Here is a 23,446-nt window from a genome sequence, read left to right on the forward strand (position 1 = left end):
GGCCAAGGCCGGCGCCTACCACGCAGGGCGTAGGAGCCGACTTTAGTCGCGATGCAGGCGACGCGGTTTCAAGGCAGTGGCTGCTGCAAGACGGACTCTGTAGCCGCTGCCGCCAGGCTGCGCGGGCCCTGGGCCTCGCTGAATATTTTCAGGCTTCACACTGGCCAGCGCAGCCTGGCGGCAGCGGCTACAGGGGCGGGTGTATCCTTGTCGACCGCGTCGTCTGCATCGCGGCCAAGGCCGGCTCCTACCCCGGACGGTGTAGGAGCCGACTTTAGTCGCGATGCAGGCGACGCGCTTTCAAGGCAGTGGCTGCTGCAAGACAGACTCTGTAGCCGCTGCCGCCAGGCTGCGCGGGCCCTGGGCCTCGCTGAATATTTTCAGGGTTCACACTGGCCAGCGCAGCCTGGCGGCAGCGGCTACGGGGGCGGGTGTATCCTTGTCGACCGCATGGCCTGCATCGCGGCCAAGGCCGGCTCCTACCACGGACGGCGTAGGAGCCGACTTTAGTCGCGATGCAGACGACGCGGTTTCAAGGCAGAGGCTGCTGCAAGACAGACTCTGTAGCCGCTGCCGCCAGGCTGCGCGGGCCCTGGGCCTCGCTGAATATTTTCAGGCTTCACACTGGCCAGCGCAGCCTGGCGGCAGCGGCTACAGGACCGCGTCGTCTGCATCGCGGCCAAGGCCGGCGCCTACCACGCAGGGCGTAGGAGCCGACTTTAGTCGCGATGCAGGCGATGCGCTTTCAAGACAGTTAGCCGCGCAGCGGGCGGCCGATGATCCGGGGCACCAGCACTTCCCATTGACTGCATTTGTGCGAAGCCCGATAGGACTCTTCGCAATAGTCCGAATGGCGCACCATGATGCCCGCCACCTCGCAGCGCTCCACACGCAGGTTCAAGGTGAATGACTTGGAGGTGCACCCCACCGTGACGCCCTGCGGGGTGACGATCAGGTAGCGGTCGTCCTTGGGCTGCAGCGCCAGTTCATCGCCCACCTGCAACGCTGCCATAGCCCCGTGGATGGGCGCATCAGGCCGCTGGCGGCCGGGATGGTCCAGGTAGATATCCTTGAGCGACAGTTGCAGATAACGCTGCTCCAGCGACGGCAGGTAGGGCGCAGTAAACACCTGTGCCAACACCTTGCCCGCCAGTTGCGGACTGAAGGGGTTGCCACCTTCGAACTCGCACAGCGTCAGGGTCTGCTCGGCCCGGGTCATGCCCACGTAGTACAGCCTGCGCTCCTCGTTCAAGGTGTCCGGCTGGGTTGGCCAGCCACCGTCCAGCACCACCACATGCCGGAACTCCAGGCCCTTGGCCGAGTGCACGGTGCCCAGGTAGAGGCCTTTTTTGGGCTGATGGCGCAACTCGCGCGCGTAGTCGTACAGCCAGTCGATCACGGCCTGGCCGCCGAGCACGCACTCGCCCAACTCCGCCTGCAACTGATCGAACGCCTCGGCGAAAAAGTCGCGCCACTCAGGTTCCAGCCCCGCCACTTCCAGCGCCCCCCAGTGCCCCTTGGCGTCCATGGCGTGGCCATGGGTGTGCAAACGCTCGATGGCCGCGACGAAGCCACGCTGACCGGCCAGTGGCAACGCCAGTTCCTTATCCGCCGCCAGGTGGTAGGCCACGCCGTTCTGCTCGCACCAAGCCTGGATCGGCAGCAGATATTGATGGGTGCGCGACAACACCGCGCAGCCGTCCCACTCGCCATTCTCCAGCCCCACCAGCCGCGCCAGTTCGGTGACGGCGGCCTGGGCCTGCACGTTGCCACGGTCAGCCTCCTGGCCTTGAATCAGCAGCCGCAGCACCTGGCCCCGACGGTCCTCATCCAGCGCCTGCCATTCGCCACCCGGCGCCTGCTCGCGGCGCGCCATGTCGATCTGGATCGGGTGGTGCTGCTTGAGGCGTTCGGGGTTGTGCTCGATCAACTGGTTGGCCGCCGCGATGATGTGGGCGGTGGAACGATAGTTGTCGATCAGGTAGCTGGTCTTGGCTTTGTAGTCCTCACGGAACTGCAAAATATAGCGGTTGTTGGTGTCGCGGAACGCGTAGATATTCTGGTCATCATCACCCACCGCGAGGATGCACGGGCGCCCCTCCTCCTCGGCGTTGCGGCCCGCCAAGGCGCTGATCAAGCGGTACTGCACCTGGTCGATGTCTTGGTACTCATCCACCAGAATATAGCGATAACCTCGCAACAGCTGTTCACGCAAGTCATCCTCGCCCTCGGCTTGACGCTTGCCCTCCAGCAATTCCACGGCATCGTCCAGCACCTTGGACAGGGTGCCGGGCTCCACCGTTTCGCCACGGGTAAAGCGCGTGCCGGTCAGACGCATGGCCATGCGGTGGTAGGTCATGACGTTGACGCCGAAGGCATCGGCGCCCACCAACTTCAGCAGGCGCTGCTTGATTTCGTTGGCCGCGTGGCGGTTGAACGTCAGCGCCACGATGCTGCTGGCCGGCACCCGGCGCACCCGCAGCAGGTAGGCGATGCGGTGCACGATAACCCGGGTCTTGCCCGAGCCGGGGCCGGCCAGTACCAGTCGGTTGAGGTCATCGTCATCGGCCACCACCAGGCGTTGTGGCGCACTGAGGTTTTGGATGATGGTGCGCCAGGACTCCTCGCTGGTGGCCAGTTTGAGGATGTCCTCGCGGCCGCTGAAATAGCGTTTGGTGAAGGCCTGCTTGGCATCGTTGAAATAGTGCATCACCAGACGCAGGGCGTCGGCCATTTCGCTAAGCGCCATTTCAGCGTACTCGCGCATCACGTGCACCTGGATGCGCTTTTCGCGGTAGTGCTCGTCCAGGCCCAGGTAGTTGTCCTTGAGGTAGCCGGTGCTGCGTTTGTCCGGGTTGATCTCGATGGTCATGGCGCGACGCATCACGGTCATGCCGTGGTTGAGGGTGAGGACTTCCTGGCGGTGCAGGTAGAGCAGCACATGTTCGACGCCCTTGCGGCGCTGGTCGGCCGCGACGGTATGACGAAGTTCCAGATCCTGCTCCAGCAGCTGCGCCAGCTCGCCAAAGGTGGTTTCGACCATAAGGTCCTTGCCGCGCAACCCAGGGGGCAATTTGCCCAATAGGTGATTGAGTACCACACCGGCCAGGGCCCGGCGCTTTTTGCCAAAGCCTTGAATCTGCCGCCAGCTGTGGCCGCCCTTGACCCTCAACTTCAAATAATCGGTGCTGACCTGGCGGAGCTCGAAACTGGTACGTTGCTGGCTATCACCATCCCGATCCTCGGCAAGGCTGCGCAACAGGCGCAGTACGTACAGGGGCACCAAATCGGTTTGGCCCGTCGCCTCCTTCAGGGCGTGGGTCAGGGTGGCCAGATTGAGATCTTGCCAGTGGCCAGCTTCGGCATCCGGCGCCTGCTCGCTGAGGATGGCAAGCAGGTGCTGTTCCAGCTGCAGGGTATTTTCCAGACGCTGGCTGGAGGCCCCAACCACCCCATAGCGCAGGTACAGCGTGAGCCGTGAATCGTTCTGCAGCAGGCCCATGTCCTCCAGCTGCTTGAGCGTGGCGGTGACCTCCTCGGACGTCTGGCTGGTGAGCTGCATCAATGCATCGGTATTGACGCGCTGGTCAGCATCGGCGGCATAGAGGTAACGCAGGATGGCCAGGTATTCGGACAGGCGACGCTTGGACAGCCGGGCGTCCTGGGACAGACGCTTCTCGGCGTCCTCCTGGGACAGGCTCAGGGTGGCCGGGAAGATCTGCGTCTGGTTCTCCTCGCGCTTGAGGTACTGGCCGCGCTCCAACCACGCCACGGCCGTCACCACTTTGGTTTCGGCGTCACGCTCATCGGCGTTGAAGCTGGTTTCCACCTGTTCATCGAGCAGCACTTCGCCAGCGGTGATCACCAGCTTGCCGCCGCCCTTGCGCCGGTCGCTTTCAATACGCAGTTTACGCAGGATCTGCTGGATGTCGCGCAGTGACAGCTTGGAGCGCTCGGTCATGCCGAACTGGGTTTCGATGTCTTGCGGGTCATACAACAGTACGCAGCGCGCCTGGGCCTGATCGCGCCCCGCCCGGCCGGCCTCCTGCAAGTAGTTTTCCAGCGAGCCGGGGATGTCGGCGTGCACCACCAGGCGGATGTCGGCCTTGTCCACGCCCATGCCGAAGGCGTTGGTGGCGACGATGACCTGCAACGTGCCGGCCTTGAACGCGTTCTGGGTGTCGGTCTTGTCGTTGGGCTCAAGGCCGGCGTGGAAGTGCCGGCAGGCCCAGCCCTGGCTGATCAGAAACTCGGCAAATTCCTCGGCGCCCTTGCGGCTTGCGACGAACACCACGGCCGCGCCCTGCTGGCCACCGATATGGGTGTCGAGCAATTCGTGGGTGCGCGCCCACTTTTCGGCACGCTTGCAGGGCAGCACGTCGAAGTTGAGGTTGGTGCGTTCGTGGGTGCCGATGAAGCGGTCGAACTCGATGTTCAACTGGCTGCGAAAATGCTGCTGGATATCCTCCAGCACATCGGGCTTGGCGGTGGCCGTGAAGCAACCAATCGGTGCCAGCGGCGCATCGCCCGTGTATTCACGGATAAAGCGCGACACATACTGGTAGTCCGGGCGGAAGTCATTGCCCCACTTGGACAGGCAGTGCGCCTCATCGAAGATCCAGGCCCCCACCTGCCGCTGGCCAATGGCGCGGCGGAACGCCTTGTTGCGAAACTGCTCGGGTGACACCAGCAAGATACCCACGTCGCCCATCTGCACTTTTTCCAGCACCTCGGCGCGCTCGGGCATGGTCAGCAGGCCGTTGAGCGTGGCCGCGCAGTGCACGTTGCGCTCCAGCAGGCCGTCCACCTGATCCTTCATCAGCGATTGCAACGGCGAGACGATGACGGTCAGGCTGGCATTGCGGTGGTAGCGGTTCAGCGCGGGCAGTTGATAGCACAGCGACTTGCCGCCGCCAGTGGCCAGGATCGCCAGCACATGCTTGCCGCGCATGCCGGCCAGCACCACGTCGTGTTGCAGGCTTTGGCCCGGCGCTTCGTAACGGAAATCGTCAAAGCCGAAGTAGCGCTTGAGTTCGTGGCGCGGGTCGTGGGTGGTGGCGCAATATCCGCAACCCGCCTGCCCGCAGGGGGTGTCGCGCAGTTCGGCGATCAGCAGCCCCACCTCGGGGAACTGGTGCCGCACCCAGGGCGCCAGCACCGAATTGCCGCCTGACACCCGCAACCAGGCCAGCGCGTAGGCCAGCGGCAGGTACTGCCCTGGTTGCTGCAGATCCGTTGAGAACAACTGTTGAAGCCGGGTACTGCACACCTTCAGGTCGCGGCGCAGCGTGGGATCGGTCTCGCGCAACAGCTGGCTGATCAGCGGCGGCAGTTGCGCCACCGGCAAAGCGCCCCGGCCCGTCAGCGAAAAGAAGAACTCGTGCAGGTCGCTGCTGCTGTCGGGCGCCAGCAACGCCTGGTAGCACAGCAATTCGGCCTGGCTGGCATCGTGCAGGTGCAGGAAGGCGGCGTACTGGTCCTGGAACAGCACCAGCGTGGAACGGCAGTCGGCCAAGGGCGAATTTAGGCTGTCGCGGATCAGTTTGTAATCCTTGACCAGCCGGTGATACGGGTTCTGCGGAAAGGCCAGCGGCGACAGGCGCAGGGTGTCGATCACCGGCAAGCGGTGCAGCGCCAGTGCCGGCGCCTGCTGTTGCAGGATGGGCAGGTCGTGATTGATCACGTTGTGGCCCAGCACGAACCGAGCGCCGTTGCCCAGGGCATCGAGTTGCCGGAAGGCTTCGCCCAGGTTGTTGTTGATGGTGATCTCAAGCTCGGCTGAACGGTCGGGGCGCAGCGCCCCGATCATGAAAATATGCTCGGGCTTGTTCCCTTTTGCCGGTACGACTTCAAGGTCGATGACCAGGCTTTTGGGTGGTGTAGGCGAAACCATTCGCGGGGCGATCCTTGCGGCGGGGTTTGGGGATGGTGGCACTTTAACGAGAAAACAGTGGGCTCGGTAGATTTGTGAGACAACCAGGACGGCAGTTTCCTACGGGCCGGGCTCAAAAAGTCTGATCCTATATTCGGAACATTCGCGCAGCTGACAGGCCGCCTTGGGCAGGATACGTAGCATATCGCTATCACCCACGGTCTGTGCGTAGAATCGCGCCTTTTTAAGTATCGAACGGATGCCCAATGAGCACTGGCAAAGCCGCAGCACTTTTATTAATCACCTCGTTTCTGGCCGCTTGCAGCGTTTCACCGCCCCGCACACCGGATGACATCTGCGGCATCTTCCGCGAAAAGGACAGCTGGTACGACGCTGCCAAAACAACCCAGCAGCGCTGGGGCGTGCCGATTCAGGTGCCCTTCGCCATCATGTATCAGGAATCGGCCTTCCGGCAGGACGCCAAGGCGCCGCGCAAATACCTGCTGTGGGTGATCCCCTGGGGCCGCGTGACCACCGCCGCCGGCTACGCCCAGGCCAAGGATGAAGGCTGGAACGATTACCGCAAAAGCACCGGCCACAGCGGCGCCAGCCGCAAGGACTTCGACGACGCCATCGACTTCGTGGGCTGGTACATGGACAAGACCTACACCATCAACGGGGTGTCCAAGTACGACGCGTACAGCCAGTACCTCAATTACCACGAAGGCTGGGGCGGCTATCGTCAGCGCACCTATGCCAGCAAGGCCTGGCTGCCGGCAGTCGCGGGCAAGGTGCAGGCGCGCTCACAGATGTATGCGCGGCAGTATGCGGGGTGCAAGGCTGATCTGGATCGGGGGTTCTGGAGCCGGTTGTGGCATTGGTTGTGAGGGGCTGAAAACCATGCTGAATGAGCCCATTTACCCGAGCCGTAAGCCATAGGTATAATGCGATTCATTATCAGTTATGTTTTTTGGTGGAGTGCCGATGCGCAGCGACGATACTCTGGATACGACAGATCTAGGGCAGCTCTATCGCACTCACCATTCGTGGCTCCACGGCTGGCTGAGCCGACGTGTGGGATGTCGCGAAAATGCCGCAGATTTGGCCCAGGACACCTTCGTACGCCTGCTCAAATCCCGCCAATTCAACCCCTTGCGCGAGCCCCGTGCCTATCTGAGCAGCATCGCCCGGGGGCTGATGATTGATCAGTATCGTCGTAGCGAACTGGAACGTGCCTACCTGGAGAGCGTCCAGCTGCTGCCCGAGCAAGAGGTACCTTCGGCAGAAAGCCGGCTGCTGATTCTCGATGCCCTTGAACGGATTGACCGCATGCTCGACCTGCTTAAACCCAGGGTTCGCCAGGCATTTCTATTGGCCCAGCTCGACGGTTTGACCTGCGCCCAGATTGCCGAAGTCCTGGGCGTTTCCCGGGCGACGGTGGAACGCGATTTGGCCAAGGCCTTTCAACACTGCTATCGCTTGCGTTATGTCGATGCGTAACTCGGGGGCGCTGGACCCGGCCGTTGTCGACAAAGCGATCCACTGGCTGGTATGCCTGCGATTCAATCAGGCGGATGAACAGACACGGCGCGCTTTCGAGCACTGGCTGCAACAGCGCCCGGAGCATCTGTTGGCGTGGCAGCGCGTAGACACGCTTGGGGATGAATTCGCCGGCATCCCGGCTCAACTCGCCCGGCACACCCTTGATGGCAGCAACCGTGGAATGCGCCGACGCGAAAGCCTGAAACTGCTGGGCCTGTTGGCCACCGTCGGCTCAGCGGCCTGGCTGGGCCGGGATTACACGCCCCTGCCGGCCATGCTTGCGCAGCAGCACAGTGCAACCGGCGAGCAACGAAGCTTCCAGCTCAATGATGGCAGCCTGATCCAGCTCAACAGCGACAGCGCTGTGGACAGCGTTTTTGACGCACAGAAGCGCCTGATCATTGTGCGGCGTGGCGAAATCATCGTGAATGTCGGCGCGGATGCGCACTCGGCGCCAGCGCGACCGTTCTGGGTGCAGACACGCGACGGGATCATGCGGGCACAAAGCCCCCGCGTACTGGCGCGCGAGCGTGACGATGGCACCCTGATCGCGGTTCAGGGCGGGGCCGCCACGGTCTTCCCTGGGGCCCGCCAGCCCAAGGCTGGCAGCAGCGGCGTCCTGACCACAACCACATCGCTGTTTACCTCAGGCGGCATCCGCGAGTTCAGGGATAACGGCCTTGATGTATGGGGGTGGAGCTCCGGGGTGCTCAGTGCGCGCAATATGCGCCTTGCAGATTTCATCGGGGAGCTGTCGCGCTATCGCCCGGGCGTATTGCGTTGCAGCGACGCGATTGCCGACCGCCGCGTGTCCGGCACCTTCCAGCTTGGCAACCTCGATCAGGTCCTGGCATTGGTGGCGAAGTCACTGCGTTTGAACGTGGATTATCGCACCCGGTACTGGGTGACATTGACCGCGGCCAGTTAAGGCATTCGTTTTTTCGGCATTAGTCGAAAAAATAATGAGGTGTTTTCGCATTCTCGTTCGACCTGTAAGGAAGGCCGGAATACAGGCCAGTCTGCCGATACCCTTCCACGGAGCGAGAGTGAGAAAATGAGTGTGTCCCCGGTTCCACAGCGCCATCGATTGAATCGTGCCTTGAACGGCGCAATCCTGGGTTTGATCGTCAGCAGCCACGCATTGCCGTCGCTGGCGCAAGCTTCGAGCGCTGAACACAGCAGCCAGATCCAGCAGTGGAACATCGCCGCCGGCCCACTGGCGCCGGCGCTTGACCGCTTTGCGCGGGAAGCCGGGATCAGCCTGTCCTACGATGCGTCCAGCGTCGCCGACCGCACCACGCGGGGCGTAAATGGCGCGTTCGACACACCGACCGCACTGTCCTCCCTGCTGATGGGCAGCGACTTGCAGATCGAGCAACAAGGCCCCAATGCCTACCTGCTGATCCCTCAGCAAAAGCCTGCCGGCCCACTCGAACTTGGCGCAACCTCGGTCGACGATTACCGCTTGGCCCCGGTCATCGTCAATGCCAAGGTCAAGGTTAGTGCCGACGACGACGCCAACTCGGTGGTGGCCCAGGAACTGTGGGTGGGCGGCAAGGTAGCGACCAGTATCCTCAACACGCCCGCCTCCGTGTCGGTGGTAACCCGCAAGGAAATGGAGCAACGCAGCGTCAGCACCACGGAAGAGGCCCTGCAATACACCCCGGGCGTGGTCAGTGACTACTACGGTACGGACGATCGCAACGACTATTTCCAGATACGCGGCTTCCAGGCCACCACCTACCGTGACGGCTTGACCCTGAGTTCGATGCGCGGTGTACGCGAAGACCCGTTCGCCTACGAACGCATCGAAATTCTGAGGGGCGCCAACTCCACCCTGTTTGGCCCGGCGGATCCGGGTGGCTCGGTGAACTTCGTCAGCAAGCAGCCGCGCTTCGAAAAGTTCGGCGAGGGCTATGTAACCGCCGGTTCCTATAACCATGCCGAGACCGGCATTGATGTGGGCGACGCGCTGAATGACGACAAAACCGTGGCGGGCCGTTTCACCGCCAAAGTGCAAAACAGTGACCGCGAGTACGACCATTCCCAGGACGACAGCCGACTGATAATGGGCGGCCTGACCTGGGCGCCCACCGACTACACCTCGGCCACTGTGATCCTCGACCACTTGAAGACTGACAGCTCGCCCAATAGCGGTGGCTATCCTCTGGACAAGGAATACAACCGCAGCAAGTTCTTCGGTGAGCCCAGCTTCAACTACCACAACGTCGAGCGCACCAGCCTCAGCGGCAACGTCACCCATGACTTCGACAATGGTTTCGTACTGCGCGGCAACCTGCGCTACAGCGAACTGACCGACAACTACGGCTACGTCTACCTGAGCGATTCCGCTTCGCGTGTCGGCACCACGATCCCACGCTACCTGCTGGGCACCGACAGCGATGCCGATCAGTTCAACGGCAACTTGATGCTGCAATACGATCATCGTTTCGAGAACATCGACAGCAGCACCCTGGTGGGCGTCGAGTACCTCGATTCGTCGACCAAGGAAAGCTCCGTCTACGACCTGGTATCGTCCATCGACATTGCCAACCCAGTGTTCACCGGCGTACCCGGCACCCTGACGCCTTACACCGCGAAGACAGACGACACCAAGACCAAAGCTGTTTTCCTCCAGCAGAACCTGTCCTTCTACGATCGCTTTATCGTGACCGCCGGGCTGCGTAACGACAGCATGGATGTGAGCAGCAAGGGCTATAACCTGTACTCAAGCCCCACGCAGTTCAATGACAAGGACAACTTCTCGAAAACCTCCTACCGTGGCGCGTTGACCTACATGGTCAACGATGAAGTGTCCACCTATGTGAGCATGGTCGAGTCCGTCTCGCCGCCCCAGGTGGGTGTGACGCCGCAAACCGGTAAACAGTACGAAGTGGGCGTTAAATATTCGCCGATGGGCATGAGCGCGCTGTTCTCGGCCGCCGTGTATGACCTGACCCAGGAAAACGTAGCGATCGCCGTGGTGCTGCCCAGCGGCATTATCGAACAGCAAACGGTGGGTGAATCGCACATCCGTGGCCTGGATCTGGAAGGCAAGGCCCAGGTTACGCAAAACATCAGCCTGATTGGCGCCTATTCCTACATGGATTCCGAGGTTGTACGCGGTTCGCTGTACGACGGCACTTCCTTGAAAGGCAATCAGTTCACCACGGCACCGAAGCATTCGGCCTCGCTGTGGAGTTACTACGATGTGCCCAACACCGACGTCAGCGTTGGGCTGGGGGCGCGCTATGTGGGGGCTTATTACCTGAACGCGGCCAACACTGGCAAAAGCGATGGCGCCACGTTGTTCGATGCGGCGTTCAAGTACAAGATTACCAAGGGGACTGAACTTGCGGTGAATGTGAGTAACTTGCTGAATGAGCAGCATGTGGTGGGGTCGGGTACGGCGAACTATTACAACCCGGCGCGCGAGGTGACGGCCAAGTTGAGTTATAACTGGTAAGGCGGTGGATAAGGGACTTGTTCGCGCCAGTCTTGAAACCGCGTTGCCTGCATCGCGACTGAAGTCGGCTCCTACGCCATCCGCGTAGGAGCCGGCCTTGGCCGCAGCTCCTGCTGCCGCCCGGTGACGTCCGCGCATGGCTTGCGCTTTGAGAAGATCCAGATACACCTCGCGACAACCTGCCGGTTCCCTATGAGGTTTGACGGTGTAACATACCCCTTCACCGCCCAACACCGAGGTTGCCATGACCGGTATATCGCTAAACCTTCCGGAAGACCTTTCCAACTCCCTCGCCGACCTCGCCAGGACCAATGGCCAGAGCGCCAGCTATCTGGCTATGGACGTTCTTCGTGATTACATCGAGCATGAAAAGACGCTGACCGTGCAAATCGAACAAGCGGTGAAAGAAGCCGACGAAGGCAAATTCGCCAGCGAAGAGCAAGTCGCGGCAATGCGTGCACGGCGCTGGGGCCGGAATGCGGGTTGAGTGGCTGGAAAAAGCCCTCAAAAATCTGGAAGACGAAGCTAACTATATCGCGCTGGAAAATCCGAAGGCTGCAGATGATTTTTCCGGGGCAATCTTTGAGAGTGTTGATAACCTTGCACAATTTCCTGCAATGGGGCGTGAAGGGCGAGTCAAAAATACCCGAGAGTGGGCGGTGCCGAATTGGTCTTATCTGATTCCGTACCGAGTTCGCGGGGATTGCCTGCAAATCCTGGGGGTGTTTCACACCAGGCAGCGGCCACGCTCCAAGTGGTGACAGGTTATCCATGAGCTCGCTGGCAAGCGCGTTGATGAGACCTCCGTGCAAGCTCATCGATTAAAATCAAGCCGCCAAGGCCTAGGCCCGACGCGATGACGATTGGGCGGCGTAACCCGGCGGGTAGCCGACAACGTCGTTCAGGCATAATCGCCTCGGCAACAGTCCCACATCTGTGAGGTAGCGGTTCTGGTAGAATGCGGACCTGATCCGCCCATTCGCATGGGCCCCTGGCCGCAGCCCCTGCCGCCACCCAGCCCAAAACGCCCGAGCAATATGTCGACCACTTCCGCTGTAACGCCCGCAATGACCGCCGCTGAACCCTCCCGCCGCTTCAGCGTTGCCCCCATGATGGATTGGACAGACCGCCACTGCCGCTTCTTCCTGCGCCTGCTCTCCACCAACGCCCTGCTCTACACCGAAATGGTCACCACCGGCGCCCTGCTCAACGGCGACGCCGCGCGTTTCCTGCGCCACGACGACACCGAGCACCCCCTGGCCTTGCAGTTGGGCGGCAGCACGCCGGCTGACCTGGCGGCCTGTTCGCGCATGGCCCAGGAGGTGGGCTACGACGAGGTGAACCTGAACGTCGGCTGCCCCAGCGACCGTGTGCAGAACAACATGATCGGCGCCTGCCTGATGGGCCACCCGGCGCTGGTGGCTGATTGCGTGAAGGCGATGCGCGATGCGGTGTCGATTCCGGTGACGGTGAAGCATCGCATCGGCATTAATGGCCGCGACAGTTACGCAGAGCTGTGTGACTTCGTCGGTCAGGTGCGTGACGCCGGCTGCCGCAGTTTTACCGTGCATGCGCGCATTGCGATCCTGGAGGGCTTGTCGCCCAAGGAAAACCGCGATATTCCGCCGTTGCGCTATGACGTAGCGGCGCAGTTGAAGGCTGATTTCCCGGATTTGGAGATTGTGCTCAACGGCGGTATCAAGACCATGGCCGAGTGCCAGGCGCACCTGGGCACATTTGATGGGGTGATGCTCGGCCGCGAGGCGTATCACAACCCTTACCTGCTGGCGACGGTGGATCAGGAGCTGTTCGGCAGCACGGCACCGGTGATTTCCCGCGCCGAGGCGCTGGCGCGGTTGCGGCCGTACATTGCCCGGCATATCGAGGAAGGTGGGGCGATGCATCACATTACCCGGCATATTCTGGGGCTGGGCCAGGGGTTCCCGGGGGCGCGCAAGTTTCGGCAGTTGCTGTCGGTGGATATTCACAAGAGCAAGGACCCGCTGGGGTTGCTGGATCAAGCCGGGCAGTTGCTGGAAGGCCGCTGATCTGTAGCCGCTGCCGCAGGCTGCGCTGGCCCTATGCCCCACTGAAGCCCCCCAGGGTTCACGCAGGCCAGCGCAGCCTGCGGCAGCGGCTACAGGGAACCGTTGGGGGCTTTCGGGGCTCTAATGCCAGTCTTCTTCCACCCGATGGCCGCGGCGCTTGAGCGCTTGGCGGCGGTCGGGTAATGTCACTCAATCGCACAGGACAGAGCACGCTCATGACTTCCAAGCTGGAACAACTCAAGCAATTCACCACTGTGGTCGCCGACACCGGTGACATCGATGCGATTACCCGCCTCAAGCCGGTGGACGCTACCACCAACCCGTCGCTGCTGCTCAAGGCCGCGTCCATGCCCGGTTATGCCGACCTGCTCAACGACGCCGTACGCGACGTGAAGGGCGATATTGGCCTGGCATGCGACCGCTTCGCGGTGTCGGTGGGCAGCGGTATTCTGAAAGTGATTCCGGGCCGTATTTCCACTGAAGTGGATGCGCGCCTGTCGTTCGACGAGCCGGCCCTGCTGGGCAAGGCCCACCAGTTGATCGATCTGTACGACAAGGCCGGCGTTGGCCGTGAACGCGTACTGATCAAGCTGGCCTCCACCTGGGAAGGCATCCGCGCCGCCGAGAAGCTGGAGAAGGAAGGCATCCAGACCAACCTGACCCTGCTGTTCTCCTTCGCCCAGGCTGCGGCCTGCGCCGACGCTGGCGTGTTCCTGATTTCGCCGTTCGTGGGCCGTATCTACGACTGGTACAAGAAGTCCACCGGCCAGGAATACACCGGTGCCGAAGATCCGGGCGTGCAATCGGTAACGCGCATCTACAACTACTACAAGGCCAACGGTTACAACACCGTGGTGATGGGCGCCAGCTTCCGCAACATCAGCCAGATCGAAGAGCTGGCCGGTTGCGATCGCCTGACCATCAGCCCTGAGCTGCTGCAGAAGCTGTCAGATGACACCGGCACCCTGGCGCACAAACTCAAGCCGGGCAATGGCGGCGAGCCGAAGCACTCGCTGACCGAGGCGCAGTTCCGCTGGGAGTCCAACGAGGACGCCATGGCCACCGAGAAACTGGCTGAAGGTATCCGTCAGTTTGCGCGCGACCAGGAAAAGCTGGAGGCGTTGCTGAAGGCGAAGATCTGATTCGCGCCTAGGCAATGAAAAAGGGCGACTCCGGTGGGAGTCGCCCTTTTTTGTAGCCGCTGCCGCCAGGCTGCGCTGGCCGGCGTGAACCCTGAAGATCTCCAGCAAGACACAGGGCCAGCGCAGCCTGGCGGCAGCGGCTACGGGGGTTAGCTGCGCTCCAGCGCGCTGACCAGGTCGTGGAAGGCTTCGCGGTTGGAGTCGTTCAGGCCCATGAGGATCTTGTGCGCTTCCAGCACCTTGGTGCGTACGATGTCTTCGGACTGGTCCTGGGAAGGCAGGTCCGTCAGGCACTCGGGGCACGGGATGGGGCGGTCGACGATGTTGAACACCTGGTCAAAGCCCATCGATTGCAGCAAGCGCGTGATGTCCGCGTGGGTGGTGACCACGGTGGGCAACAGTCCGACTTTCTGCCGCGACAGGATCGACAGCTTGGCCAGCAGGCCCAGGGTCGTGCTGTCGATGCTGCGCGTCTCGGTCAGATCGATGACGATCGCCGAGAAGTTCAGGGCAGTGAAAATCTTCTCAATAGTCGCATCCAGCGCCGAACACAGGGTCAGGCGCACTTCACCAACGAATTTCAGCACAAAAGTGCCGTCTTGCTCGGCGAACTGGATTCTACCAGTACTCATTCTAGGTTCCTGCTTAGCACCATCAGGGCGATATCATCCGGCATCTCCCCAAGCGTGGCCAATCCAAACTTCTGCCGCAGGCCATCCAGGCCGCCGCCGGCTGCCTTGACGATTTCCGGCAAGGCAGCCTCTTTATCTTTGAGTGTTTCGCCGGGCAAAAGGTCCAGAATGCCATCAGAGAACAGGGTCAGGCTGAAACTGTCCGGCAACTCAAGTACGTGGTCAGTGTAGGTGGCTTCGTTGAACAGGCCCACCGGCAGGCCGCGGCCTTCCAGGTAACGCACCTGGCCCTGGCTGAAGAACACCGGCAATGGCAAATGCCCGCCGATGCTGTAGGTCAGCAGCCCCGTGTCTTCGTCGATCACCCCACCCACCATGGTCACATGCTTGCCCAGCTTGCAGTTGATGAGTCCGCGGTTGATGTGGCCCAGCACTTCCGACGGCTTGAACTCCGGCAGGGTGCCATTGCGCTTGAATTCGAACATCAGGCGCGTGGTCATGAATTTCAACAGCACGGTCACGAAGGCTGAGGACGCGCCATGCCCGGAAACGTCAGCCAGATAGAATGCCACTCTACGCTCATCGACGCGGAAGCAGTCGACGAAATCACCTGAAAGGTACAAAGAGGGGATTATCTGGTGCTCGAAGGTGAAGCCGTCGATCACCCAGGGGCTCTCGGGCAGCATGTTCATCTGCACCTGGCGGCCAGCATTCTGGTCCTCCTGCAACAGGTGCAGGCTGGCTTCCAGTTCGCGGTTGGCGCTTTCCAGCTTTTCGCGGTAGCGCTGGTTTTCCTGCAGCAGCCAGGCACGGTCAAGCGCCCGGCGGACCGAGTGTTCAAGCACGGCAAGGTCTTCGAGCGGCTTGATCAGGTAATCGGCGGCGCCCAGGCGCAAGGCCTCGACGGCGTCGTTCATGACGCCGGCACCCGACAGCACGATCACCGGCATGTCGGGGGCACGTTCGGTAACCTGGCGAATCAGCTCAAGGCCGCCAACCTGCGGCATGCGCAGGTCGCAGATCACGAGATCAGGCTTTTGCTGCTCGAACACTTCAAGTCCCTGCAAGCCATTGCAGGCCTGCAGGACGCTGAAACCACTGTCTTCCAGGTAGGCGGCGAGGCTCGCGCGCACTACGTCGTCATCATCGATTATCAGCAGCGTGGCACTGGTTTTCTGCATGTGGGCAAACGGCGCCAGAAATTGGTTGGCGTAAGGTACTCGGCCGGGCCTGAGCTCGCTTACTGGATTCACTTCTAGCCTCTCTTGGCAACTTGCGCCAGGCATTTGCCTGCTACGGTTACCCAGAGGTGCCCTCTAAGGCGCAGACGGTACTCCCATCCGCCGGGTGTTTCAAGCGTGTGCCGATGGTCGCTTGATCTCTTTACAGCGCAAATCACCGAGGGTTATAAAAACCCATTTGCAAGCAACCCAATGGAAGGATGCTCCATGAGCCAGATTGATCGCGACTTTGCCGAAAAACGCGATTTCATCCGCATGACGGTCAATGCCAAGGTATTCATCAAGGTCGACGGCCAGCGCATCCTGGGCGTGTGCCGTGACCTGTCCAGCACCGGTATGCAGATCGAGGCGCGCAGCAGTTTGCGGGTGGGCGACATTGTGGGCGTGCACCTGCCCTCCGAGCATGCGGCGTTGCGCGATCTGGATGCGCAAGTCGAGGTGGTGCGGGTGGAAGAACTGGGCGCAGGGTTGCAGACGCTGGGGTTGACGATATTGCAGATGAATTGAGATCAAATGAAAAAGGCGACCCCGCGGGGTCGCCTTTTTTGTACAGCGTCGTGATCAGAAATCGTCGACGACGTGACCGTCCTTGATCTTGTACTCGCGCGTCTGCAGGTAGGCATTGCGGATGAAGATGTACTTGTCGCCGTTGATCATCTTCTCGGCCTGCAACAGCTGGGCACGGGTGTCGACGATGCCCAGGGCGAACAGACTGTTGCGCAGCGACATGTCGTCCATGTAGCGGTACGGCTGGGTGAAGCTGTCCGGGTACTTGGCGATGCCGTCACGCACGGTGCTGGGGCCCAGCAGCGGCAGCATCACGTACGGGCCGCTTGGCACGCCCCACTTGCCCAGGGTGATGCCGAAGTCCTGGTCGTTGCGTTGCAGGCCCATGCGGGTGCCCACGTCGACCAGGCCGGCCACGCCCAGGGTGGTGTTGAGCAGCAGGCGCGCGGTGTCGACACCGGCGTCGTGTGGCTTGGCCTGCAGCACGTCGTTAGCCAGGTTGCCGACGTCACCGATGTTGTTGAAGAAGTTGTGCACGCCGTCCTGCATGAACTGCGGCGTCACCCACTGGTAGCCCTTGGCGACCGGCTTGAGCGCGTAGGTGTCCAGCGTGTCATTGAAGCGGAAAATGACGCGGTTGACCCCTTCCCATGGGTCTTCATCGGCGGCCTGAGCCACAACCGGGGCCATGACGACGCCGGCGATCAGGCAGGCCTTGGCCAGACGATCGATCACACCCGTACCGATCAAGCGCATAGATGTTACTCCTTGGATTCGATTCGGCAGCCCGAGGGCACCGTGACAAAAGTGACCCAGTATAAAGCTTTCATGCCGCATTCGGCATATTAGTCTTCAAGTTGTTACAGACAGACCTGCACGGTCACGGGTGGTTCATACAACTGTCACGCAGCCTGCGTAGCCTTCGACGGTCCATACAGGGAAGCTGACATGCCTGACACCGCACCTTGCGTGCCCACCTTCACCGCCATGCTGTTTGGCCTGAGCGGCTGCCTGGTGGACTTTGGCGCACGCACCCAGGCCGACGCCGGCCCCACCCCGGGCGCCCTGCAAGCCCTCAAGCGCCTGCACCATCAGGGCGTGCCCTGCGCCTGGCTCGATGAACTGCACGATGACCTGGCCCTGCCCCTGGCTGCCCCCCTGCCCCGCTGGGTCCAGGCGGCGGGGGCCACCGAGGGCAAACCCTGGCCGGCACCGGACGCCTGCTGGCAGGCGCTGATGCGGCTGAAGGTGTCGCGGCTGGACGGCTGTGTGCTGGTAAGCGGTGACCCGCGCCTATTGCAGTCGGGGCTCAATGCCGGCTTGTGGACCATTGGCCTGGCGTCCTGCGGCCCCCTGTGCGGGCTGTCTGCGCAGGAATGGCTGGAACTGGACCCACGCGAGCGCGACCTGCGGCGCGGCAAGGCCACGCTCAAGCTGTTTTCCCTGGGGGTGCACTCGGTGATCGACCACCTGGAAGCGCTGGACGACTGCCTGGCCGACATTGCCCTGCGCCGCTTCAAGGGTGAAAAACCCTGATACAGGCTGATTGATCAGGATCATGCAGGGAACGCGACGGTGGATTAATCTAAAGGTCAGGCCATGGACCTTTGGCAACCCGCTGCGGTCAATGGCTGTGCCTATCATTGAAGGGAGATCGCCATGCCTGCCCGCGAACTGCAAGATCAATTGAACACATTGCGCGAGCAATTGGAGCAGAACCCGCCGCTTAACGAAGAGGAGCGTGCCAACCTGCACGACCTGATGGCCCAGATCGAGGCCGAGCTGGAACTGAAAAACGCCACCAAAAACCCCAACCTCGCCGATGGCGTGAACCTGGCCGTGGAGCGCTTCGAAGTGGAGCATCCGGGGTTGGCGGGGACGCTGCGCAACATCGTCCAGACCCTGGGCGGCATGGGTATCTGATCAAGGTTCCATCGTGGGAGCGGGCTCTGCCCGCGAAGGTGACGCTGCGATTTTGCAGAAACCGCGCGGCGTTCTTTTCGCGGGCAGAGCCCGCTCCCACAATCAACCTATGCGGACAAATTACTGACGCACCAGGCGTCCATTTGCCAGGGTAACAGCCGACGTACTGCGGTACGGGTTGATGTCCAGCCCGCCGCGGCGCACATAGCGCGCATACACCGTTAATTCCTGCGGATCCAGCAGGCGCTTCAAGTCCATGAAGATGCGTTCCACGCACTGCTCGTGGAAGTCCGAATGCTGACGGAAGCTCACTAGGTACGCCAAGAAGCTCGCATGGTCCAAGGCCGGGCCACGGTAGTGCACCGCCACGCTGCCCCAGTCAGGCTGGCTGGTGACCGGGCAGTTGGATTTGAGCAGGTGGCTGTGCAGGCTCTCCTCCACCACGCGCGACGGGTCGCAGCGCAGCAGCTCGGGTTGCGGGTGCTCGTAGCTGGAAATGCTCACGTCCAGATCGTCGATGCACACGCCCGGCAAGGCCACCACACCTTCGGCTTCGACATCGGCCAGACGCCGCACACGCACGCCTACCGGCTTGCCGGCGGCAGCGGACAGGTCCTTGACCAGGCAGGCTTCAAGAGCCTCGACGCTGTCGAACGGGGTCTGGTTCAGGGAGTTGAGGTACAGCTTGAACGACTTCGACTCGATGATGTTCGGCGAGTCAGCCGGGATGCTGAATTCACCGATGGCCACCACGGGCTTGCCGGACGGCAGCAGCCACGACAGTTCGAAGCAGTTCCAGAAGTCGACGCCCTGATACGGCAGGGTGTCGGCCGTCAGACCCAGCTCGGCCCATTTGGCGGCGCGAGGGATGGGGAACAGCAACGATGGCGTGTAGGTGGAGATGTATTCGCTGGACTTGCCCAACGGCGAATGTTCGGCTGCGGGATGCATGTTGGAAACCTGGACGTGAGTAAACCCGTGCAGTTTAACTATTTGCGCCGCGATTTGCGCGTTTGATGGTGTAGCCGCTGCCGCCAGGCTGCGCTGGCCCTGTGCCTCACTGGAGATCCACAGGGTTCACGCCAGCCAGCGCAGCCTACGGCAGCGGCTACAGGTTACTCGTAACGCAGGGCGTAGGCCGGTTCGATTTGCGCGGCGCGCCAGGCCGGGTACACGGTGGCCAGGAAGCTGAGGATCAAGCCTGCGCTGCAGATCATGATCACGTCGCCCGCCTGCAGGTCCGACGGCAGGTTGCTGATGAAGTACACATCCGAGGTAAAGATGTGTTGCCCGGTCACCCGCTCGATCCAGCCCACCATGGCGCTGACGTTGATGGCCGCGATGACGCCCAGCACGCCGCCGATCAAGGTGCCGACCACGCCGATCACCGTGCCCTGGACCATGAAGATGCCCATGATCTGCCGCGGTGTGGCGCCGATGGTGCGCAGAATCGCGATGTCGGCGCCCTTGTCGTTCACCACCATGATCAGCGTGGCGATGATATTGAAGGCGGCCACGGCGACGATCATCAGCAGCAACAGGCCGATCATGGTCTTTTCCATTTTCATGGCGCTGAACAGGCTGCCCTGGGTGTGCGTCCAGTCATCGGCCTTGTAGCCGTCGCCCAGGCTGGCGGCGATGGCCTTGGACACCTGGGGCGCCATGTACAGGTCTTTGAGCTTGAGGCGCACGCTTTGCACCTGGTTGGGCTGCCAGTGCTGGATTTGCGCAGCATCGGCCATGTGGATCAGGGCCATGGAGCCATCCAGCTCGGCGCCTACCTTGAACACGCCGACCACGTTGAGGCGTTGCAGGCGCGGGGTGATGCCGCCCGGCTCGTCGCTGAGTTCCGGCACGATCAGGGTGATCTTGTCGCCCACGTTCAAGCGGAAACGACGCGCGGTGATGTCGCCGATGACCACGCCGAACTCGCCCGGTTTCAAGTCCTGCAGCGAACCCTGGGTGATGTGGTCGGCAACGATCGAGACCTTGCCTTCCTGGGCCGGGTCCACGCCGCTGACCTGGATCGGCTGCATGTAGCCCTTGTACGAGAGCATGCCGTCCATGTCGGTGAACGGCACCGCGGCCAGCACTTCCGGGTTTTTCAGGGCGGCGGCGGCTACCGGCTGCCAGTCGTCCAGCGGCTTGGCGCCGAGGATGGTGGCGTGGGGCACCATGCCGAGGATGCGCGAACTCATTTCCTTCTGGAAACCGTTCATCACCGACAGCACCACGATCATCGCCAGCACGCCGAGGGCCAGGCCGATCATCGAGGTCATGGAGATGAACGAGATGAAATGATTGCGGCGCTTGGCCCGGGTGTAGCGCGCACCGATGAAGATGGATAAGGGTCTGAACATACGTCAAGGCACCTGGAAAAAGGGTTGAAGCCAGCGCCCGGCCATGCCGGGCGCAAAACCGCGGCGATCAGATCGGGACCAGACGGCCCTCTTCCAGACGCAGCACGCGGTCCATCTGGCGCGCCAGAGTAAGATCGTGGGTCACCACCAGGAACGCGGTACGCAACGAGGTGCTCAGCTCCAGCATCAGGTCTTTGATACCTTGGGCGGTGTGCTGGTCAAGGTTGCCGGTGGGCTCGTCGAGCATCACCAGGCCCGGCTTGTTGACGAGGGCGCGGGCAATGGCCACGCGCTGGCGCTCGCCACCCGACAGCTCGGCCGGCTTGTGCGACAGGCGATGGCCCAGGCCCACGCGCTCCAGCAAGGCGCTGGCGCGCTGCTTGGCGTCCGGGATCGGCGTCTTGCCGATCAGCAGCGGCATGCACACGTTCTCCAGCGCGGTGAACTCGGGCAGCAGGTGGTGGAACTGGTAAACGAAGCCCAGCGCGCGGTTGCGCAGCAGGCCACGGGCCTTTTCGTTGAGCGCCGACAGTTGCTCGCCGGCCAGCCACACGCTACCGCTGCTGGGCGTGTCCAGACCGCCGAGCATGTTCAGCAGGGTGCTTTTGCCCGAGCCCGACTGGCCGACAATGGCCACGCGCTCGCCGGCGTACAGCTCCAGCTGCAGGTTGGACAACACCACCACCGACTCCGGGCCTTCCTCGTAGGATTTGCCCAGGTTGCGGCAACTCAACACTGCTTTCTCGTTCATGCCCAACTCACTCATAACGTAACGCCTCCGCAGGCTGGGTGCGCGCCGCACGCCAGGCCGGGTAAAGGGTGGCGAGGAAACTCAGCACCAGGGCCGCGCCGCAGACCATGAACACGTCATTGGCCATCAGCTGCGACGGCAGGTAATCGATGAAGTACACGTCGGGGTTGAGGAACTTGTGCCCGATGATTTTTTCCAGCAAGGCGATGGCCGCGCTGACGTTCAACGCCGCGAGCATGCCCAGGATGGCGCCCACCAGGGTGCCGATGACGCCAATGACCGTGCCCTGGACCATGAAGATGCGCATGATCTGCCCCGGCGTGGAGCCCAGGGTACGCAGGATGGCGATGTCACCGCGCTTGTCGTTGACCACCATCACCAGGGTGGAAATGATGTTGAACGCCGCCACCGCGACAATCAGCAGCAACAGCAGGCCGATCATGGATTTCTCCATGCCGATGGCCTGGTACAGGTTGCCGTGGGTGCGGGTCCAGTCGCGGGCGTAGTAGTCCTGGTCACCCAGGTTCTGGCTGATCTCCCAGGCCACGCGCGGCGCTTCGAACAGGTCGGCGAACTTCAACCGCACGCCCTGTACCTGATCCGGCTGCCAGCGGTGCAGGCGCGCCAGGTCGTCGATGTTGGTCAGGCCCAGGTAGCCGTCGATCTCGCCGGCGCCCACGTGGAAAATGCCGGTGACCGTGAAGCGCTTCATGCGCGGGAACATGCCCGCTGGCGTGACGCTGACTTCCGGGGTGACGAAGGTGACCTTGTCACCCACCTTGACGCCCAGCTTGTTGGCCGCGTTGTCGCCCAGCATGATGCCGAAGCTGCCTGACGTCAGGTCGTCCAGGCTGCCCTGCTTGATGAATCGGTCGATGATGGTGACTTTGCGCTCCTCGGCGGGGTCGACGCCGTTGAGCAGCATTTTCTGCACCTTGCCGTTATTGGTCACCAGCCCCTGCATCTGGGTGTAGGGCGCTACCTCCAGAACCGCCGGATTCTGCTTTACTTTAGCGGCAAGGGCCTGCCAATCATTGATCGGCTTGCTGGACTCGATGGTCGCGTGGGGCACCATGCCGAGCACGCGGGTTCGCATCTCATGATCGAAGCCGTTCATCACCGAGAGCACCACGATCATCACGATCACGCCAAGGGCGAGTCCGATCATCGAGGTCAGGGAAATGAATGACACAAAATGATTGCGACGCTTGGCGCGGGTGTAACGCGCGCCGATGAAAACGAAGAGAGGTCTGAACATGTCGGGGCTTGTTCGAATGAAAGAGGAACGTCCTTGTGGCGGGGCTTGACGAGCAGCTTTACACTCAGACCACCGCCGCTACCATGGGTTCGCCATGTCGACATTAGATGAAGAAGATCGCCGCGAATACTACCGTATCGACGATCGGATCGCACTTGAAATTACCCCGCTGTCGGCCGCCGACGCTGCGGGCACCGACTTGTTGCAAGATGCGTCGCCGCTGTTCAATCTGCTCAGCGAATTGCACCTCAGCGAATTCGAGTCCCAGCACCTGCTGCGTCAGCTCAGCGACAGCGACCGCACCATGGGCAACTTCCTGAAGGCGCAGAACAAGCGCATCGACCTGCTGAGCCAGGTGGTGGCGCAGACCATTCTGGGGCACCTGGGCGAGCCACGCCCGGTGATTTTGTCCGAGGGCGGCATCGAATTCCTGCACCCCGAGGCCATCGCCCCCGGCACCCGCGTGGCGGTGAAGATGGCGCTGATGCCCCAGGCTCTGGGCCTGCTGCTGCGCGCCAAGGTCACCCATTGCGACGCCAAGGCCGACGGCCAGTTCGACCTGGGCATGGACTTCCACGACATCACCGACGCCCAGCGCCAACTGCTGGCCCGCTACATCCTGCAGAAACAGGCCGCCGAACGCCGCAAGGAGCGTGAACAAAACGATCCGCCGGTTGCCTGAGTACCAGCCCTCCTCCGACTTC

Annotated in this window: 20 protein-coding genes; 12 read left to right on the top strand and 8 right to left on the bottom strand. The window is 62.0% G+C overall.

The features are described 5' to 3' along the window. Positions 1–754: 754 nt before the first annotated feature. Positions 755–5,893 (bottom strand): RecQ family ATP-dependent DNA helicase, encoded by a 5,139-nt coding sequence (locus tag ACZ9GA_RS18265; RefSeq protein WP_457361363.1) that lies wholly within the window; start codon positions 5,891–5,893, stop codon positions 755–757. Between the two features lie 245 nt (positions 5,894–6,138). Between ACZ9GA_RS18265 and ACZ9GA_RS18270 the strand changes: the two genes are divergently transcribed. The 8 genes from ACZ9GA_RS18270 to tal all read left to right on the top strand — a co-directional run bounded on the left by ACZ9GA_RS18270 (position 6,139) and on the right by tal (position 14,070). After that, complete coding sequence (locus ACZ9GA_RS18270; protein WP_457361362.1) at positions 6,139–6,759, top strand: transglycosylase SLT domain-containing protein; 621 nt, start codon at positions 6,139–6,141, stop codon at positions 6,757–6,759. Between the two features lie 97 nt (positions 6,760–6,856). Beyond that, a complete protein-coding gene (locus ACZ9GA_RS18275) occupies positions 6,857–7,372 on the top strand; it encodes a sigma-70 family RNA polymerase sigma factor (RefSeq protein ID WP_457361361.1) in 516 nt (171 codons plus the stop codon). Further along, a complete protein-coding gene (locus ACZ9GA_RS18280; RefSeq protein WP_457363694.1) occupies positions 7,359–8,342 on the top strand; it encodes a DUF4880 domain-containing protein in 984 nt (327 codons plus the stop codon). Before ACZ9GA_RS18275 ends, ACZ9GA_RS18280 begins: the two co-directional genes overlap by 14 nt. Before the next feature lie 126 nt (positions 8,343–8,468). Beyond that, complete coding sequence (locus tag ACZ9GA_RS18285) at positions 8,469–10,880, top strand: TonB-dependent siderophore receptor (protein ID WP_457361360.1); 2,412 nt, start codon at positions 8,469–8,471, stop codon at positions 10,878–10,880. A gap of 244 nt (positions 10,881–11,124) precedes the next feature. Beyond that, positions 11,125–11,367 carry a CopG family transcriptional regulator gene (locus ACZ9GA_RS18290; protein WP_457361359.1) on the top strand — a complete coding sequence of 81 codons (243 nt, stop codon included), beginning with the start codon at positions 11,125–11,127 and terminating at the stop codon, positions 11,365–11,367. After that, positions 11,357–11,641, top strand: coding sequence for a type II toxin-antitoxin system RelE/ParE family toxin (locus ACZ9GA_RS18295; protein WP_457361358.1), 285 nt, complete (start codon positions 11,357–11,359; stop codon positions 11,639–11,641). The genes ACZ9GA_RS18290 and ACZ9GA_RS18295 overlap by 11 nt, the downstream gene beginning before the upstream one ends. Positions 11,642–11,947: 306 nt before the next feature. Next, positions 11,948–12,928 carry a tRNA dihydrouridine(20/20a) synthase DusA gene (gene dusA, locus ACZ9GA_RS18300; RefSeq protein ID WP_457361357.1) on the top strand — a complete coding sequence of 327 codons (981 nt, stop codon included), beginning with the start codon at positions 11,948–11,950 and terminating at the stop codon, positions 12,926–12,928. Positions 12,929–13,143: 215 nt separating this feature from the next. Next, entirely contained in the window at positions 13,144–14,070 is a 927-nt protein-coding gene (tal, locus tag ACZ9GA_RS18305) for a transaldolase (protein WP_457361356.1), read from the top strand. A 149-nt stretch (positions 14,071–14,219) separates the two neighbouring features. Here the strand turns inward: tal and rssC are convergent, their stop codons facing one another. Together rssC and rssB are read right to left on the bottom strand one after the other, a co-directional pair. Further along, complete coding sequence (gene rssC / locus ACZ9GA_RS18310) at positions 14,220–14,702, bottom strand: anti-sigma factor antagonist RssC (protein ID WP_027978403.1); 483 nt, start codon at positions 14,700–14,702, stop codon at positions 14,220–14,222. Further along, the gene (rssB, locus tag ACZ9GA_RS18315) at positions 14,699–15,883 is read right to left on the bottom strand and encodes a two-component system response regulator RssB (RefSeq protein WP_457361355.1); all 1,185 of its coding nucleotides are present in this window, start codon (positions 15,881–15,883) and stop codon (positions 14,699–14,701) included. The genes rssC and rssB overlap by 4 nt, the downstream gene beginning before the upstream one ends. A gap of 267 nt (positions 15,884–16,150) precedes the next feature. Here rssB and ACZ9GA_RS18320 point away from each other — a divergent pair, with 267 nt between their 5' ends. After that, positions 16,151–16,450, top strand: a complete 300-nt coding sequence (locus ACZ9GA_RS18320; RefSeq protein ID WP_457361354.1) for a PilZ domain-containing protein — start codon at positions 16,151–16,153, stop codon at positions 16,448–16,450. Between the two features lie 54 nt (positions 16,451–16,504). On the opposite strand, the gene ACZ9GA_RS18325 is transcribed toward ACZ9GA_RS18320, so the two are convergent. Further along, complete coding sequence (locus ACZ9GA_RS18325; protein WP_457361353.1) at positions 16,505–17,206, bottom strand: MlaA family lipoprotein; 702 nt, start codon at positions 17,204–17,206, stop codon at positions 16,505–16,507. Between the two features lie 192 nt (positions 17,207–17,398). On the opposite strand from ACZ9GA_RS18325, the gene ACZ9GA_RS18330 reads away from it, so the two are divergent. Both ACZ9GA_RS18330 and ACZ9GA_RS18335 read left to right on the top strand, forming a co-directional pair. Continuing rightward, complete coding sequence (locus tag ACZ9GA_RS18330; RefSeq protein WP_457361352.1) at positions 17,399–17,986, top strand: phosphonoacetaldehyde phosphonohydrolase-related protein; 588 nt, start codon at positions 17,399–17,401, stop codon at positions 17,984–17,986. A 123-nt stretch (positions 17,987–18,109) separates the two neighbouring features. Beyond that, on the top strand, positions 18,110–18,373 hold the full coding sequence (locus ACZ9GA_RS18335) for a DUF4404 family protein (RefSeq protein ID WP_457361351.1): 264 nt from the start codon (positions 18,110–18,112) through the stop codon (positions 18,371–18,373). Positions 18,374–18,493: 120 nt separating this feature from the next. Here the strand turns inward: ACZ9GA_RS18335 and queF are convergent, their stop codons facing one another. The 4 genes from queF to ACZ9GA_RS18355 all read right to left on the bottom strand — a co-directional run bounded on the left by queF (position 18,494) and on the right by ACZ9GA_RS18355 (position 22,742). Then, a complete protein-coding gene (queF, locus tag ACZ9GA_RS18340) occupies positions 18,494–19,324 on the bottom strand; it encodes an NADPH-dependent 7-cyano-7-deazaguanine reductase QueF (protein WP_457361350.1) in 831 nt (276 codons plus the stop codon). A 164-nt stretch (positions 19,325–19,488) separates the two neighbouring features. Next, the gene (locus ACZ9GA_RS18345; RefSeq protein ID WP_455925799.1) at positions 19,489–20,733 is read right to left on the bottom strand and encodes a lipoprotein-releasing ABC transporter permease subunit; all 1,245 of its coding nucleotides are present in this window, start codon (positions 20,731–20,733) and stop codon (positions 19,489–19,491) included. A 67-nt stretch (positions 20,734–20,800) separates the two neighbouring features. Then, positions 20,801–21,484: a lipoprotein-releasing ABC transporter ATP-binding protein LolD gene (gene lolD, locus ACZ9GA_RS18350; RefSeq protein WP_457361349.1), complete on the bottom strand. Its 684-nt coding sequence runs from the start codon at positions 21,482–21,484 to the stop codon at positions 20,801–20,803. Positions 21,485–21,491: 7 nt separating this feature from the next. Continuing rightward, complete coding sequence (locus ACZ9GA_RS18355) at positions 21,492–22,742, bottom strand: lipoprotein-releasing ABC transporter permease subunit (RefSeq protein ID WP_457361348.1); 1,251 nt, start codon at positions 22,740–22,742, stop codon at positions 21,492–21,494. A gap of 94 nt (positions 22,743–22,836) precedes the next feature. On the opposite strand from ACZ9GA_RS18355, the gene ACZ9GA_RS18360 reads away from it, so the two are divergent. Continuing rightward, positions 22,837–23,424, top strand: coding sequence for a PilZ domain-containing protein (locus ACZ9GA_RS18360; protein WP_457361347.1), 588 nt, complete (start codon positions 22,837–22,839; stop codon positions 23,422–23,424). The last annotated feature ends 22 nt before the right edge of the window (positions 23,425–23,446 follow it).

Source organism: Pseudomonas sp. TE3644, assembly GCF_056278815.1.